Here is a 13,384-nt window from a genome sequence, read left to right on the forward strand (position 1 = left end):
CCTTGTAATTGCATGTTTTAAATCAGGCACCCGGGGTGTAGGAAATACTCTGACGCCCCATGGCTTCCCAGGTCTCCAGAAACTGCTGGCGGTTAACAGGGAACTGCTTTTTACCGGTCCACGGATCATTCACGTATACGTATTGGTCATCATACCCCACCAGCAGCACCGCATGCTCCATAAAGGTGGTTTTGATCGGCCCGGTTGGCGTATCCCAGGTCACCCATTTGGCGGGCACGCGGAAATCGATGGTGGTCCAGACCACCGCCGGAATCCCTTGGGACAGCTGCAGCTCCAGTTCCTCGAATTCCGTTCCGGTCAAATCCACAGCCCCGGGAACATTAGCCTTCAGCACCGGAAACAGCGCCGTATGATAAATACCAAAGCCCTTGCCCTTGCCGGAAATCTCCCCTACAAACCCCGTGTTGGGATTCCCCCAATAAGCGGGGGAGCCATCGGAATTCATAGTGATCGGCGTCATATCGACAGGCATTTCGGAAAGCAGGTCCAATTTGGTCTTGGTCACGCCGGCGAAATTCAACAGCATGGACAGGCTGGTAATTTCACAGCCGGAAGGAAGCTCGGGATGCTGACGGTATATCGGCGCATCAAGAAGGACGGATGGCTTTCTCTCCGGCTTGACAGGTGCAGGCGACGGAACGGGTGTAGGCTCGGCTACCATGGAGTCAGCCGGGCGCATAACAGCAGGCGCTGCATCGGCATAAGGCGAAATCGCCCATTCCTTCCCACTTAGCCTGCCATAAATCAGCACGCTGAATACCCCGCTGGAAAACACGAGTCCTACCACCATCACAAAGGCCGCCACATATTTTGTTGTCTTCCAGAGAACATTCATCCTGATCACTCTTTTTGCTGTAGTATTCTTGCGAGTATGCGGGTCAGATCAGTTCGATATGGGCGCCGAGATCAAGCATATGCCGGAAGAAGCCGGGATACGATTTGGCGACATGATGGGCATCATTGATGATAAGCCCTTGCTCCGAACGCAAGCCCACCACGGATAAGGCCATGATCACCCTGTGGTCATAATGGGCGTTAATTTCCACGCCGCCCTTTACGCCTTCAGGTTTGCCGTGGACAATAATTTCGCTTTGCCGCTCCTCCACATTGGCCCCGGCCTTGTTCAGCTCATGGACAAAATCGGTAATGCGGTCGCATTCTTTATAGCGCAGATTCTCTACATTATAGAAGCGGGTGGTTCCTTCGGCAAAAACGGAGGCTGCCACCATCGCCAAGACACCGTCGGTAAAATGGTCACCGTCGAATTCGCCGCCGCGGAGCTTTCCGTTGCCAGTTACATGGACACTGTCGTTGGTATGCGTCAGTGGCACACCCATGGCCTTCAGTACATCCACCACCGCACGTTCACCCTGGCGGCTCTTCTCGGCCAGCCTGCGCACGGTGACATCTGAGGAGGTGACTGCTGCAGCAGCCAGAATGGCTGCGGAGCCGGGATAGTCCCCCTGGACAATGTAGTCCTTGGGCAAGTACCGCTGCCGTCCCGGAATGCGGAAGTGCATATAATCTTCGGCAGCCTCCACCCGAATTCCTGCCTGTTCGAGGACTTCCAAGGTTTGGCCGACAATGACCTTGGACTTCAGATCATGCAGAACCGTAATTTCGCTGTCTTCCTCAAGCAAGGGGGTCATAAATAACAACGAGCTCAAAAATTGGGAGCTGACATTGCCAGATACAGTAATATGCCCGCCCTTGGGTTTACCGCCGCCGATGGTGATCGGCAGTCTGCCGTCCCGGTCCGCAACTTCAACGCCCATTTGGCGGAGGGAATCGATGAGATCGTGATGGGGGCGTTTGCCCAGGGATTCGGGATAACGGTTTACGAAGGTGACCTCCTCCGGGCAAAGCGCGGCAATGGACATTAAAAACCGCAGAACTGCCCCGGCGTTGCCCACATCCAGCTCCTTCACCTTGCCGGGATGGGCACCGAAGCCGTTAATCACCAGCTTGGTTTCATCCTCCGTCAAAGTAGCCCCCAAGTCCCGGATACAACGGCGCATGGCATCGCTGTCCTCGCTGTGGGCAGGATAATAGATGGTGCTTGTCCCATCGGCAAGAGCTCCGATCAGAAGATAGCGGGTCGTATAATTCTTAGACGATAACGCTTGTATATCACCCCGGAGGACCGGGGTAGGTTTGATCACAGCTTTAAAACCGTTCATCGGGCAGGTTCCCCTCCTGAGAGTTTTTTGCTCCAGCAAAAAAATAGCTTCCTTCGGAAAAGCGCGGCCGGACATGCGGCCGTTCATAGTTACTGACAGTTTACCATATGCGGCAGGGCTTGGGAATGCGGTACAAGTCGCATCCTTCCGAAAAAACACGAATTTTCCCGTATTTGTTCGAGGAAGACCCGGTCCGCTTGACCCTCCTCCGCAATTCCGGTAGACTTCTAAAAAACATCCCAAATCGTGAGGTGCAGCGACATGGAACAGGAAATTGGCTGGATATCCGCTGACGAGGTCCGGCAACGGCTGGAACGCGGTGAAGCATTAAACTTGGTAGACGTACGCGAGCCTGAGGAGGTTGCGTTGGGCATGCTCCCCGGGGCTATCCATATTCCTTTGGGCGAGCTGCCTTACCGGCATGAAGAAATTCCCCAGGCCGATGAGGTCATCTTCGTATGCAGAAGCGGCAGCCGCAGCGGCCGGGCATGCGATTATCTGCGGCACCTGGGCTACCGCGGTCTTAAGAATATGGAGGGAGGGATGCTGGATTACGGGAATCCGTAACCTCACGCCTCCAGCATTTCCTCAATCCTGCGGGCCGCCTCCTCTGGGGGCAGGCGGTCCGTATGGAGCTGAACGGGCGCAAAATCATAAGCATGGCGCCGGGCTTCCACCAGAGTATGCACCCGCTCCACCACATCCCCCTGCAATAACGGTCTGCCCTTATCGCCGCGGACCCGCTCCACAATCACCGCTTCCTCCGCCTTCATCGCCACAACAAGACCATTCTCCAGCATAAGCCTGCGGTTTTCCTCCAAAAGAACGGCCCCTCCGCCTGTAGACACAACTTGGTTGCGGCGCTGCAGCAGTTCCTGTAAGGCTTCTGTTTCCCGTTCACGGAAAAAAGCCTCTCCATGCTCTTCGAACATCCGGCTGATGGTCATCCCCGTCTGCTCCTGGATAAAAGCATCCGTATCCGTGAAGGTCCAACCAAGGCGATTGGCCAGAATCCGGCCTACGGTGGTTTTTCCGGTGCCCATAAAACCAACAAGAACAATATTTCGTTGCATAATCTTGTTCTCCCCCTTTCTCTCAAACCCGTGCTCATTCTCGGATTTTACCGCGAAAGAAAGGGAATAGGCAAGAAAATCTTGACCCGAAATTAATTATCCAACGGTTGATTCCATGGAACCCGGAACCAGACCTTCGTACCTTGCTCCGGGGCACTTTCCACATTTAACCCCTTTCCATACAGCTGGATCAGTCTCCTGTTTGTGTTCAGCAAGCCGATTCCCCTTCTGCCCTGGCGTGAGAAATCCAGCAGGCGTTCCATCTCCCCCGCAGGCATCCCCCTGCCGTTATCCCGAACCTCCAGCAGAACTTCATCCTCCTCCCGGCTGATCCGGACATGGATATTGAGCAGCTTGCGCCCGGTCATGCCGTGTTTGACAGCATTTTCTACCAATGGCTGCAGGCTGAGAGGCGGCAGAAAAATATCCCTGTCCATGTTCATATCGATATCCACAGACAATCGCGACCCGAAGCGGGCCTGCTCAATATACAGATAAGCACGCACCAGCTCCAGCTCATGCTCCAGCGGAACCAGCTGCTCCATATTCAAGAAATCCACGCTGATCCGCAGATAGCTGATGAACGCTTCTCCCAGTTCCTGCATTTTCTCCTTATTCATTTCACTCAACGCCAAAAGCGAGTTCAGTGTGTTATAGAGGAAATGGGGCGAGATTTGCGCCTGCAGATAAGCCGCCTCCATCCTCAGCCCCTCCGATATAGAGCGCTTAAGCCTTGCGAGAGACCATAACCGGTACTTCAGCTCCAGGGCATCCACCGGTTTGACCAGGTAATCATTGGCCCCGGCCAAAAAACCGGTATAGATATCCTCCGGCTGATTGCGGGCCGTAAGCAGGAGAATCGGCAACTCGGAAATATCATACCGTTCACGTACAAGGCGGGTTAATTCATAGCCGGACATCTGGGGCATCATCACATCCACAATCAGGATGTCCCAGGCCTCCTTATCCAGCATCCGCAGCATATCCTCCGGTTTCTGGACAGTGGTGATGCGGTATTCCCCGGAGGATAATACGCTGGACAGCACCTTCAGATTAATGGAGTCGTCGTCCACAGCCAGAATACGGACCGGCTTCTCCGACAAGAGTGCCGGCGGATTGGGTTGGATTCCCTGAACGGGAACATCCGCAACAGTCTGCTGTTCCTGGCCCAACAGGGACTCTGGTGCTTCTGAAGGTATGGCTGCTCCTTTTATGTTCAGGGTCGCCAGCGGCAGTGTAAACTGGAAGCTGCTGCCCAACCCGGGCTGAGAACGGACCGTTATTTCACCGCCGTGAAGCTCAATCAGCTGTTTGGCAATGGTGAGACCAAGTCCAATGCCTCCCAGTTCAGCCCCCTCTTTGCTCTGCTCGTATTCCCGGAATATCCGAAGCTGCATCTCCTCATCCATTCCTGTGCCGGTATCGGTGATTTCCACTGCCGCCATCCCCTTGCGTACGGAAGCGGAAACCCGGATGTCCCCTTCCTGTGTGAACTTCACGGCATTATGCAGCAGGTTATACAAGCTTTGGGTCAGCCTTTTTTCATCCGCCCATACAGGCGGCAGCGATTCCGGCACATCCATCACAAAACGGACGGGCTTCCCCTCCAGATTATGCCTCAGCATATCCCAAACTCCCGAAATCACAGACAAAAGCGAAACAGGCTTCGGCTGAAGCGAAATCCGGTGATCCTGAAGGCGGGCCATATCCAAAAGATCATCAAGCAGGCTCGCCATTCTTTTTCCGATAACCCGCATTAACTCCATGTCCTCAAAGCTGCGCTGCTCCAGTTTGTTTTTTTCGCGGGCTGTCACGGCTTGGGCAATGTTCATCATCCCGTGAAGCGGATTGCGCAGCTCATGGGAGGTTTGTGCTAGAAACCGGTCCTTTTCCTTGGAAGCGGCATTGAGCTGCCGGTTCAACCGTTCATTTTCTGCAGCATTATGGAAGTATTTCTTGAACCAGTAACATGAGAAGCCGATCATGGCCCCGATCAGATTCACCGGATAATAGATATGCTTGGCGGTATAGCTGTAGCTGATCACGCTCCATACCACATTGGACACCAGACAGGACATAGAAAAAACCAGAAATACGGCATCCTTGTCATTACGCCAGACGGCCCGGAACAGCATCCCGCCGAACCAGACCACGGGCAGCACATACAGGCACGCATGGACACGGGCCCGGATAGAGTAATGGACCAGCGTCATTGGAGCAACCAGAATAAAGACGGAATACAGGCCTACCAGAAGGGTGTATATGACAAAAATCTTATTCTGCTTGGTTTTGCCCAGGAATGTCCGGCCCAACTGGATCATGAAAAAGGACATCCACATATACGCCAGCAGCTTGATCTTCCACAGCCATGCATAGGGAACGGCAACCAATTCCAGAATCACCACATCATCCGACAGGACCACAGTCAGAGCGGCCATCAGCATCATGACGCCGAAGGTACGGAGGGCCTGTTGTCTGCGGTCGAAGAGATAGAGAATAAAACCGTACAAACAATGGAGAAGCGCGATAAAAACCACGCCCAGCTGTAATCCGACGGAGATAAACCGTTCGGAGGTAACGGCGCTTTGGGATCCGAAGCGGATGGACTTGACAATGCCGCCATTCAGGGAATCGTCAAAGTTGGCGTACCGGATGATGAGCTCAAGGGTATCGCTGCCCTCCGCCGATGCGGCACTCATGTACGTGGCAGCACTGGGCACATAGGTTCCCCGGTCAGTGCCCACCCGTCCCGCCTCCGCCACCACCTTCCCGTTTATCTCCAGTGTGGAGGATGTCCGGACATCCCCAATCCAGAAGCCGTACGACAGGTTCAAGGTCGGATCAACCCGGATGAGCAAGCGGTAGGTTCCGTAACCGAAGGAATCCGGGCCTTCCTTTACTTCAAGAGGGTACTGCCCCTCTACCGGAACCTGCAGCAGCATACGGTCCTTATGATGACCCTGGGCAATATCCTTCTGGGTCAACAGCTGTCCGGGGTAAAACTCCCACTCTCCGTCCAAGGTGATGGAGGGCGAATGGGAGAAGTCCCAGCCGCTAAGATCCACAGTGCCCGCTGCTGCCTTAGGATGCTTCGGAACATGCAATTCGGCAGTCCATACCCACCGGACCCCCTGCATCAGACCTACGAAGAGTATGATAAGAGCCAAATATTTCGGCAGCCGCCAGTTCACTTTTAGATGAAGGTTCGCTAATTTGTCCATAGGGAAATTATACCACAAGCATCCATATTAACCCTAGTCTTCATTTATTAGTTTATCGATTTGACTGGCAATTTGTGCGAATTCCCGGGAGACTGCCTGAAAGGAGTGGACGAGAGGCTTCAGGTCCTCGGGTTTGGCAATGCACTTATTTTTTAGACGGACAGGCTTCTGTGTCCGGATTGGCCGGTCTTCCGGAATGGTAAAAAAGTCCTCAGCAGGAGAGGCAACGGGAGCAAACTTCTCAAACCCCTCCTGCTCCAGCAGGCTGAGAATGGTTTTGAGGCTGTACCGGTTATTGCGGAGTGTCCGGACCCGCCGCAATAGCTTTAACGCCCCCGATTCATACATCACTGCGTCCCCCTGACGCACCGTAGGGATGAATTCGGAAAAGTAGTGGATCCAGCGTTTTACAGTGGTTGGTGATACTCTCAGCGCTTTAATGACCTCCAACTGGTTGTAAAGCTTTCCCATGCCCTCTCTCCTTTAAAATTTATTTTTTTGAGCTCTGCTTTACGCCTAAAGTAATCTGGTGTCATCTACAGTAAAGGATACTCACATTCTCATCAAAAAATGAGAAAAATTACCCATCAAAAAATGTGCGGACCACTGGCGTCCACTTTTTCACTTCGGATTTGTTCAAACTGTTATCAGATGGAGTCGTTACAATTTTCTTACGATACATCCTAAGATAAGGAGTTGAAATTATGGGCAGAATCAAATCCGCCTCGCCGCGAAAATGTTTGAAAAAAAACTGTGAAGGCAAGCATTATGCCAAAGGGTATTGCAAAGAGCATTACCGTCAAAATTGGTATCTGGAAAAGGTTAATGGCGGTTTTGCCTTTTCGTCCGTTTCGTCCAGTTCATCCGGTCCGTCCATTTCATCCCCTTCGTCCGCAATGTCCGGTCCATCCAATCCACCCGGTCCAGCGGGTCTGAAGGCTACAAGCCCAGCTTCTATGAGCTGATAGTGCACAACAAAACGACCGCCGGATATCGCTTTTCCGGCGGTCGTCATTCTTAATTGATGGATATGGATGTCCGTTCGCTTCGGGAGGTAAACCAATGCTTAAACCATTGTTCTATCCGTTCATGCAGGCCTACCCCCAACTCCTCTTGAAACATTCCTTCCGTAACCTGGTAGTGTTTCATCACGGAGGCAAAATCCCCCATGCCGTCATAGGATTGTAGCAGGAAAAAATGGGCCTCTTCACAGTAAGGCTGCATCCGCAGAATCCTTGCAGCGATGGTCGCCGCATCCCTGTAACGCCGTTTGGAGAGCAGCGCTTCCGTCAGCCGTAAGGCGTGTAAGGTCCACAAGCTGCGCAGGCGCACATTTTCCTCCTCTGCCCATATATAATCATATTCACCCAAATAATCGCCTTCATACTGCTCCACCCGTTTCCATAACCGCTCCAGACTATCATCATCCCTAAGGTCACGAAGCTCCAGCAGTTCCCGTTCCCACTCGGTACTCTCCAAACAAACCTGCTCAGAGGGTATCCTGTATCCTTCCTCCAGCCTTACATTTTCTACCGTAATGGGCAGGCCGGATTTTTTAAGGCCCTGCCGCATTTGGTAGACGGCGGTGTAGAGCTGAACTGCGGCCTTATGGGGATCGATGTCAGGCCATATGGCTTCAATCAGCTTATCACGGCTAACGGTACGCCCCTTTTGATGAACCAAAAAGGCAAATAGCTCCTCAGCTTTGGTGGTACGCCACTTAAACGAGCAAGGGGTTCCTGATGCATCCGTGTATCGTAGCAAGGGAAAACAACAGACCTGAACGGACTCGGACTCGATCGGGGCATTCGCTTTCCGCACGGCTGACCCAATTTTTAATTTCTGGACCGTCCGGGCCAATCTTTTGGTTTCCACAGGTTTAAGCATATAATCAATGGCATTGGCTTCAAAAGCCGCTAAAGCATGTTCATCAAAAGCCGTTACAAAGACGATTGCTGAATTCGGGCAAACCTCTTCCATATCTCTTGCTATTTCAAGTCCACTTCTTTCCGGCATGCTGATATCGAGAAAAATCACGTCGGGCTGCATGGCTTCAGCTGTCCGAAGCGCTTCGCCCGCTTCGGTGCAAATGGCCAACTGTTGCCAATCGGCCACTTCCTTCAGCTTCTTTTGCAACCACCTGAGGGCTAGCGGTTCATCATCCACCAATAGCGCACGCATCCCCAACATCCTTTCTTTGATGTTAAATAATGTAAACATAACTGATATATACTTTTCAGATTTATTCTCTCACAAAAATCCTTATACTTCCACTAAAACCCATTCATTTATGTATATTTATGGTATCCTATGGGTTTTTTTGGTCTCTCCATTATATACCATTTTATATAATTAAATAACTCATTTATTTTAATTTACATATATTAACTATGTAATATTACTGGATGCTTCTACACTAGTAATAACCAATTCCTGCATGGTGGGCTTACGTCCATTCCTAAATTCCACACCTCTAATACAATGTTAGCATCGAACGGTATTTCTCCCTGAGGAGTGGTTAAAACGTGGTGAATCCAACCCATGCAGGTATAAACAGCAGCTTCCGCAGCCGGTCATCCGCAGCTTCCCGTTTGGTATACGTGACTTATACCCGTATACAGGACGGGAGAGGGTACGTAGGTGTAATCAGCCCTAAGGAGAACAAAATTCTGGCAACGGTCCCGGTTGGACGCAATCCAGGGCCGGTTGCTTTATCCCCAGATGGGACAACTGTTTATGTAGCCAACCGGGATGATGCCACCTTATCCGTTATCGATACTTCCACCAACCGGGTTTCCGCCCTTCTGCCAACCGGCACCAATCCGACCGCAATTCTCATTACACCTGATAACAAACGGACCTACGTGGCCGGTTATGGTGGCAAAGCCATTACAGTCATTGACAATGCAAGCTTCACCGTTATCACCACCATATCCCTCCAGGACCATCCCTTTTCACTGACAGTGGACCCTAATGGACGGTTTGTGCTTGCCGCCTGCAAAGGAAGCTCCTCCGGACTGGATTCCTACGTCATTATTCATACAGAAGACCATTCGGTCCACATGGAAAGCGGATGTTGGACCTCAGCAGATCATAATCCCATAGCGGTTTCTGCAAATGGACTTTGGTTTGCCGTTTCCGGTGTTTCCCGTATTGTTATGTGGTCTATCCAAAAAAACAGCTGCCGTTACCACAGCTCCTGGACTCTTGGGCCCCATTGGGGTGTGGTCAGTACGGACAACGGACGTTGGCATGGCAACTTTTACTTTATCCGGAATGGTCCTTCCCCAGGTATCCTGCATGCGGAAATCTCCTCCGGGTTCACAGGTCCACATTTTATTGAAAGCTATAAAGGCCAACGGATTATTGCGGGGTCACCGGATCAACGCAAGATTTGTATTACTATTGCCGGGGAGCACGATCAACGGCCGGGACTGCACATCATTAAACCACAGGAGGAACAAACATCGCACTTTGTGGAGCTGCAATCCGCTTATGACGTAGGGATTACGGAGGACAGCTCCAAAGCCTTCGTTACGGGAGACAACAGTCTTACTCCCGTTGATCTGGCTTCTTATATGCGGGAAGAACCTATTGCCGTCGAAGGCAGGATCCGGGGGATTGCCGCTTGTTACCGGACGCAAAGCTGAATTTTTGCTTTACTCCTGGCCGGACTGTCCGGACTACGGATAAATCCGGCTATATTTTTTTAAACCAAACGGACAACCTGTTGCTAGTTTTGCATATAATTCAGTAGACATACTTTTAGCCTGTTCAAATGGGAGGATGCTATAAACCTTGAGTTCAAATAAGCTGATCCAACTGCCTAACTTTAGTCTTCCGAATGATACCAGAGTAACCTTTTTGGACTCGACGGCCTCCATGGAATCCGCCATTGCCACACTATGGCATTGCCGCGGCCTCTTTCAGCCAACATTTCAACATGCCTTGCGCAGAGGTGCCCGCCTAATGCCGGAAACGGTGTCGGAGCTACTAGGGACCTGGTTAATATTTACCCGCTCGCTGGTATGGCTAAGGGAAGAAACCGTTTATACAACCAACAGGGTGAAGGCCATCCAGCTTGCTCTTGCTGCAGATCCCGAACACCAGAAACTAGACCGAATCCAAACCGGACTGAAACGGACCAATTCGGCCATGGTGGATACACTGGAGGATATAATGGGACTCCTTGCTTCTCTGGGCACCTTCCCCATGACCAAGGAATATCAGCCAGCTGACTGGGCCATTCTGCTCCAACAGACGGATACCATTATCCATCAAGGTGAGACCATTCTGCACAGCATCCTCTCCAGCGGGCATTGGCTTAGGTCGATTCTTCCTGAAGTTCAGGGAGACTCAGCGGGAATAAATGAAACGGTCATGCCGGAACCTGCCCGAATGGAGCGGCTTCTGCAAACCATCCGTGTGGCAGAACGCCATGTGACGAGACTTTATTATGTAAACACAAAAAGCAGCGGCAAACGGAACCGCACGTTTAACCACCTCATCCACTTGTGCATTCAACTGATGTCCCCTTCCCTCAGGAATAAAAAGTATAAACCGGCCAAACCTTGGCTGAACAGACAAGGAACAAAAAGCAAAAAGCGGCGGTAATTCTCAGTGAAGAGAATTACCACCGTTTTTCTGTGGTGCAAGCTATTTATCCTATTCCAGCCACTGGTAGTGGAAGAAACCTTCCTTGTCCGTACGCTCGTAGGTGTGGGCGCCGAAGTAGTCGCGTTGGGCCTGCAGCAGGTTGGCCGGCAGGCGGGCGGTACGGTAGCTGTCATAGTAGGACAGGGCCGAGGAGAAGGCCGGCACCGGAATGCCCAAACGGACTGCAGTGGACACCACCTTGCGCCAGGAATCCTGGTACTTGTGGATGACGCTGCTGAAGTATTCGTCCAGAAGCAGGTTCTTCAGCTCCGGATTGCGGTCGTAGGCATCCTTGATATTCTGCAAGAACGCTGCACGGATGATGCAGCCGCCGCGGAAGATCATGGCGATACCGCCGTAGTCCAGATCCCAGCCATACTCCTCGGAGGCGGCCCGCATTTGGGCGAAGCCTTGGGCGTAGGAGCAGATTTTGCTGGCGTAGAGAGCCTGGCGGACCGCTTCGATAAACTCGGCGCGTTCCACACCCAGATCAGCTGCAGCAGGACCGTTCAGCACCTTGCTGGCCGCAACACGCTCGTCCTTCATAGCAGAGATAAACCGGGCGAACACGGACTCGGTGATGAGTGACAAGTGCACACCCAGGTCCAGAGAGCTTTGGCTGGTCCACTTGCCGGTGCCCTTCTGTCCAGCTGTATCCTTGATGATATCCACCATGGGCTTGCCGGTTTCCGGGTCGGTTTTGGTGAAGATATCCGCAGTAATTTCGATCAGGTAGCTGTCCAGCTCACCCTTGTTCCACTCTGCGAAGATTTCATGCAGTTCCGCCGGAGTCAGTCCCAGCCCGTCCTTCAAGAGCTGGTAGGCTTCGCAGATCAGCTGCATATCGCCGTATTCGATTCCGTTATGCACCATCTTCACATAATGGCCGGCTCCGTCCGGGCCGATGTAGATGCAGCAGGGGTCGCCCTTTACCTTGGCGGAGATCGCCGTCAGAATCGGGGCTACCAGCTCATAAGCATCCTTTTGGCCGCCCGGCATAATGGAGGGGCCCTTCAATGCGCCTTCCTCGCCGCCGGATACGCCGGTGCCGATAAAGCGGAAGCCCTTGGCCTCCAGCTCCTTGTTGCGGCGCTGGGTGTCCGGGAAATAGGCGTTGCCGCCGTCGATGAGAATATCCCCTTGGTCCAGGTAAGGCAACAGCTGGTTGATGGTGTCATCCGTCGGTTTGCCTGCCTTCACCATGATCAGAATCCGCCGCGGCGTCTCCAGGGATTGGACAAACTCCTCAACAGAGAAGGCACCCTTCAGGTTCTTCCCCGGGTTTTCTTCCAGAATTTCCTTCGTCTTCTCGGGAGAACGGTTATATACGGCAACCGAAAATCCTCTGCTCTCAATATTCAGAGCCAGGTTCTTGCCCATAACCGCCAGACCGACTACTCCGATTTGCTGCTTGGACACGGGTTTCTCATCCTTTCTGATTCGCATTGAAAAAAAATTATATGGTCATGGCTCCGAAGCCGCCGTCCACCCGCAGAAGCGAGCCGGTGACAAAGCTGGACGCTTTCTCGGAAGCCAGGAAAACCGCTGCTCCCTGAAGCTCGTCGGCATTGCCGAAACGTCCCATGGGTGTATGCCGCATGATGCTCTCCACCCGCTCGGCGGAGAGGATCTGGCGGTTCTGCTCCGCCGGGAAAAAGCCCGGAATAATAGCATTGACCCTGACGCCGCCGGGAGCGAATTCCCGGGCCAGGTATTGGGTAATATTGTTGACTGCGCCCTTGGAGGCGGAGTAGGTGAACACCTTGGACAGAGGCGGTCCGGAGGATACGGAGGAAATGTTGATAATGCTGCCTCCCCTGCCGGATTCCATCATGACCTTGCCGAAGATCTGGCAGGCCAGCACCACACTCTTCAGGTTCACATCCATAATCTTGTCCCATTCTTCCATGGGGAGCTCGAAAAAGGGAGTGGCGCTGTTGACGCCCGGACAATTCATCAGGACATCCACGTGTCCGGTCCAGTCCAGCACCTCCTGAAGCACACGCTTCAGGTCGTCAGGATTGACGGCGTCCGCCTGGAAAGCCTTGGCCTTGCCGCCGGCTGCCTCCACCTTGGCGCATACCGCCAGGGACTTCTCCTGATTGCGCCCGACGATGGCCACATGGGCGCCTTGCGCTCCCAAGCCTTCCGCCATAGAGCCGCCGAGTGTACTGTTGCCGCCGATAATAACAGCCGTTTTTCCGGTTAAATCGAACATGTTCACGCCTGAATC

At 52.6% G+C, this 13,384-nt stretch carries 11 protein-coding genes; 3 read left to right on the top strand and 8 right to left on the bottom strand.

Annotated elements, in window-relative coordinates; translation table 11 throughout:
• Positions 1–22 precede the first annotated feature (22 nt).
• Together ACI1P1_RS28590 and aroA are read right to left on the bottom strand one after the other, a co-directional pair.
• Positions 23–856, bottom strand: a complete 834-nt coding sequence (locus ACI1P1_RS28590) for a C39 family peptidase (RefSeq protein WP_416219991.1) — start codon at positions 854–856, stop codon at positions 23–25.
• A gap of 43 nt (positions 857–899) precedes the next feature.
• On the bottom strand, positions 900–2,201 hold the full coding sequence (gene aroA, locus ACI1P1_RS28595) for a 3-phosphoshikimate 1-carboxyvinyltransferase (protein ID WP_416219992.1): 1,302 nt from the start codon (positions 2,199–2,201) through the stop codon (positions 900–902).
• A gap of 261 nt (positions 2,202–2,462) precedes the next feature.
• Between aroA and ACI1P1_RS28600 the strand changes: the two genes are divergently transcribed.
• The gene (locus ACI1P1_RS28600; RefSeq protein WP_416219993.1) at positions 2,463–2,768 is read left to right on the top strand and encodes a rhodanese-like domain-containing protein; all 306 of its coding nucleotides are present in this window, start codon (positions 2,463–2,465) and stop codon (positions 2,766–2,768) included.
• A gap of 2 nt (positions 2,769–2,770) precedes the next feature.
• On the opposite strand, the gene ACI1P1_RS28605 is transcribed toward ACI1P1_RS28600, so the two are convergent.
• From ACI1P1_RS28605 to ACI1P1_RS28620, 4 genes are all read right to left on the bottom strand, one after another.
• Positions 2,771–3,274, bottom strand: a complete 504-nt coding sequence (locus ACI1P1_RS28605; RefSeq protein ID WP_416219994.1) for a shikimate kinase — start codon at positions 3,272–3,274, stop codon at positions 2,771–2,773.
• A 92-nt stretch (positions 3,275–3,366) separates the two neighbouring features.
• Positions 3,367–6,495 carry a hybrid sensor histidine kinase/response regulator gene (locus tag ACI1P1_RS28610; protein ID WP_416219995.1) on the bottom strand — a complete coding sequence of 1,043 codons (3,129 nt, stop codon included), beginning with the start codon at positions 6,493–6,495 and terminating at the stop codon, positions 3,367–3,369.
• A gap of 33 nt (positions 6,496–6,528) precedes the next feature.
• A complete protein-coding gene (locus tag ACI1P1_RS28615; protein WP_416219997.1) occupies positions 6,529–6,966 on the bottom strand; it encodes a MerR family transcriptional regulator in 438 nt (145 codons plus the stop codon).
• 546 nt (positions 6,967–7,512) lie between these two features.
• Entirely contained in the window at positions 7,513–8,676 is a 1,164-nt protein-coding gene (locus ACI1P1_RS28620; protein ID WP_416219998.1) for a response regulator, read from the bottom strand.
• Between the two features lie 344 nt (positions 8,677–9,020).
• Here ACI1P1_RS28620 and ACI1P1_RS28625 point away from each other — a divergent pair, with 344 nt between their 5' ends.
• Together ACI1P1_RS28625 and ACI1P1_RS28630 are read left to right on the top strand one after the other, a co-directional pair.
• Positions 9,021–10,145, top strand: coding sequence for a YncE family protein (locus ACI1P1_RS28625; RefSeq protein WP_416219999.1), 1,125 nt, complete (start codon positions 9,021–9,023; stop codon positions 10,143–10,145).
• Between the two features lie 319 nt (positions 10,146–10,464).
• Entirely contained in the window at positions 10,465–11,109 is a 645-nt protein-coding gene (locus tag ACI1P1_RS28630; RefSeq protein ID WP_416220000.1) for a hypothetical protein, read from the top strand.
• A gap of 51 nt (positions 11,110–11,160) precedes the next feature.
• Here the strand turns inward: ACI1P1_RS28630 and gndA are convergent, their stop codons facing one another.
• Both gndA and ACI1P1_RS28640 read right to left on the bottom strand, forming a co-directional pair.
• The gene (gene gndA / locus ACI1P1_RS28635) at positions 11,161–12,570 is read right to left on the bottom strand and encodes an NADP-dependent phosphogluconate dehydrogenase (RefSeq protein ID WP_416220001.1); all 1,410 of its coding nucleotides are present in this window, start codon (positions 12,568–12,570) and stop codon (positions 11,161–11,163) included.
• Positions 12,571–12,607: 37 nt separating this feature from the next.
• Positions 12,608–13,375: an SDR family oxidoreductase gene (locus ACI1P1_RS28640; protein ID WP_416220002.1), complete on the bottom strand. Its 768-nt coding sequence runs from the start codon at positions 13,373–13,375 to the stop codon at positions 12,608–12,610.
• Between the last annotated feature and the right edge of the window lie 9 nt (positions 13,376–13,384).

The sequence above is a fragment of the Paenibacillus mesotrionivorans genome (genome assembly GCF_046098205.1).
In the GTDB taxonomy this organism is placed as follows: domain Bacteria; phylum Bacillota; class Bacilli; order Paenibacillales; family NBRC-103111; genus Paenibacillus_AR; species Paenibacillus_AR mesotrionivorans.

Coding starts and splice junctions, on each gene's coding strand:
- ACI1P1_RS28590 (WP_416219991.1), bottom strand. CDS start 856: ATGAATGTTCTCTGGAAGACAACAAAATATGTGGCGGCCTTTGTGATG.
- aroA (WP_416219992.1), bottom strand. CDS start 2,201: ATGAACGGTTTTAAAGCTGTGATCAAACCTACCCCGGTCCTCCGGGGT.
- ACI1P1_RS28600 (WP_416219993.1), top strand. CDS start 2,463: ATGGAACAGGAAATTGGCTGGATATCCGCTGACGAGGTCCGGCAACGG.
- ACI1P1_RS28605 (WP_416219994.1), bottom strand. CDS start 3,274: ATGCAACGAAATATTGTTCTTGTTGGTTTTATGGGCACCGGAAAAACC.
- ACI1P1_RS28610 (WP_416219995.1), bottom strand. CDS start 6,495: ATGGACAAATTAGCGAACCTTCATCTAAAAGTGAACTGGCGGCTGCCG.
- ACI1P1_RS28615 (WP_416219997.1), bottom strand. CDS start 6,966: ATGGGAAAGCTTTACAACCAGTTGGAGGTCATTAAAGCGCTGAGAGTA.
- ACI1P1_RS28620 (WP_416219998.1), bottom strand. CDS start 8,676: ATGCGTGCGCTATTGGTGGATGATGAACCGCTAGCCCTCAGGTGGTTG.
- ACI1P1_RS28630 (WP_416220000.1), top strand. CDS start 10,465: ATGCCGGAAACGGTGTCGGAGCTACTAGGGACCTGGTTAATATTTACC.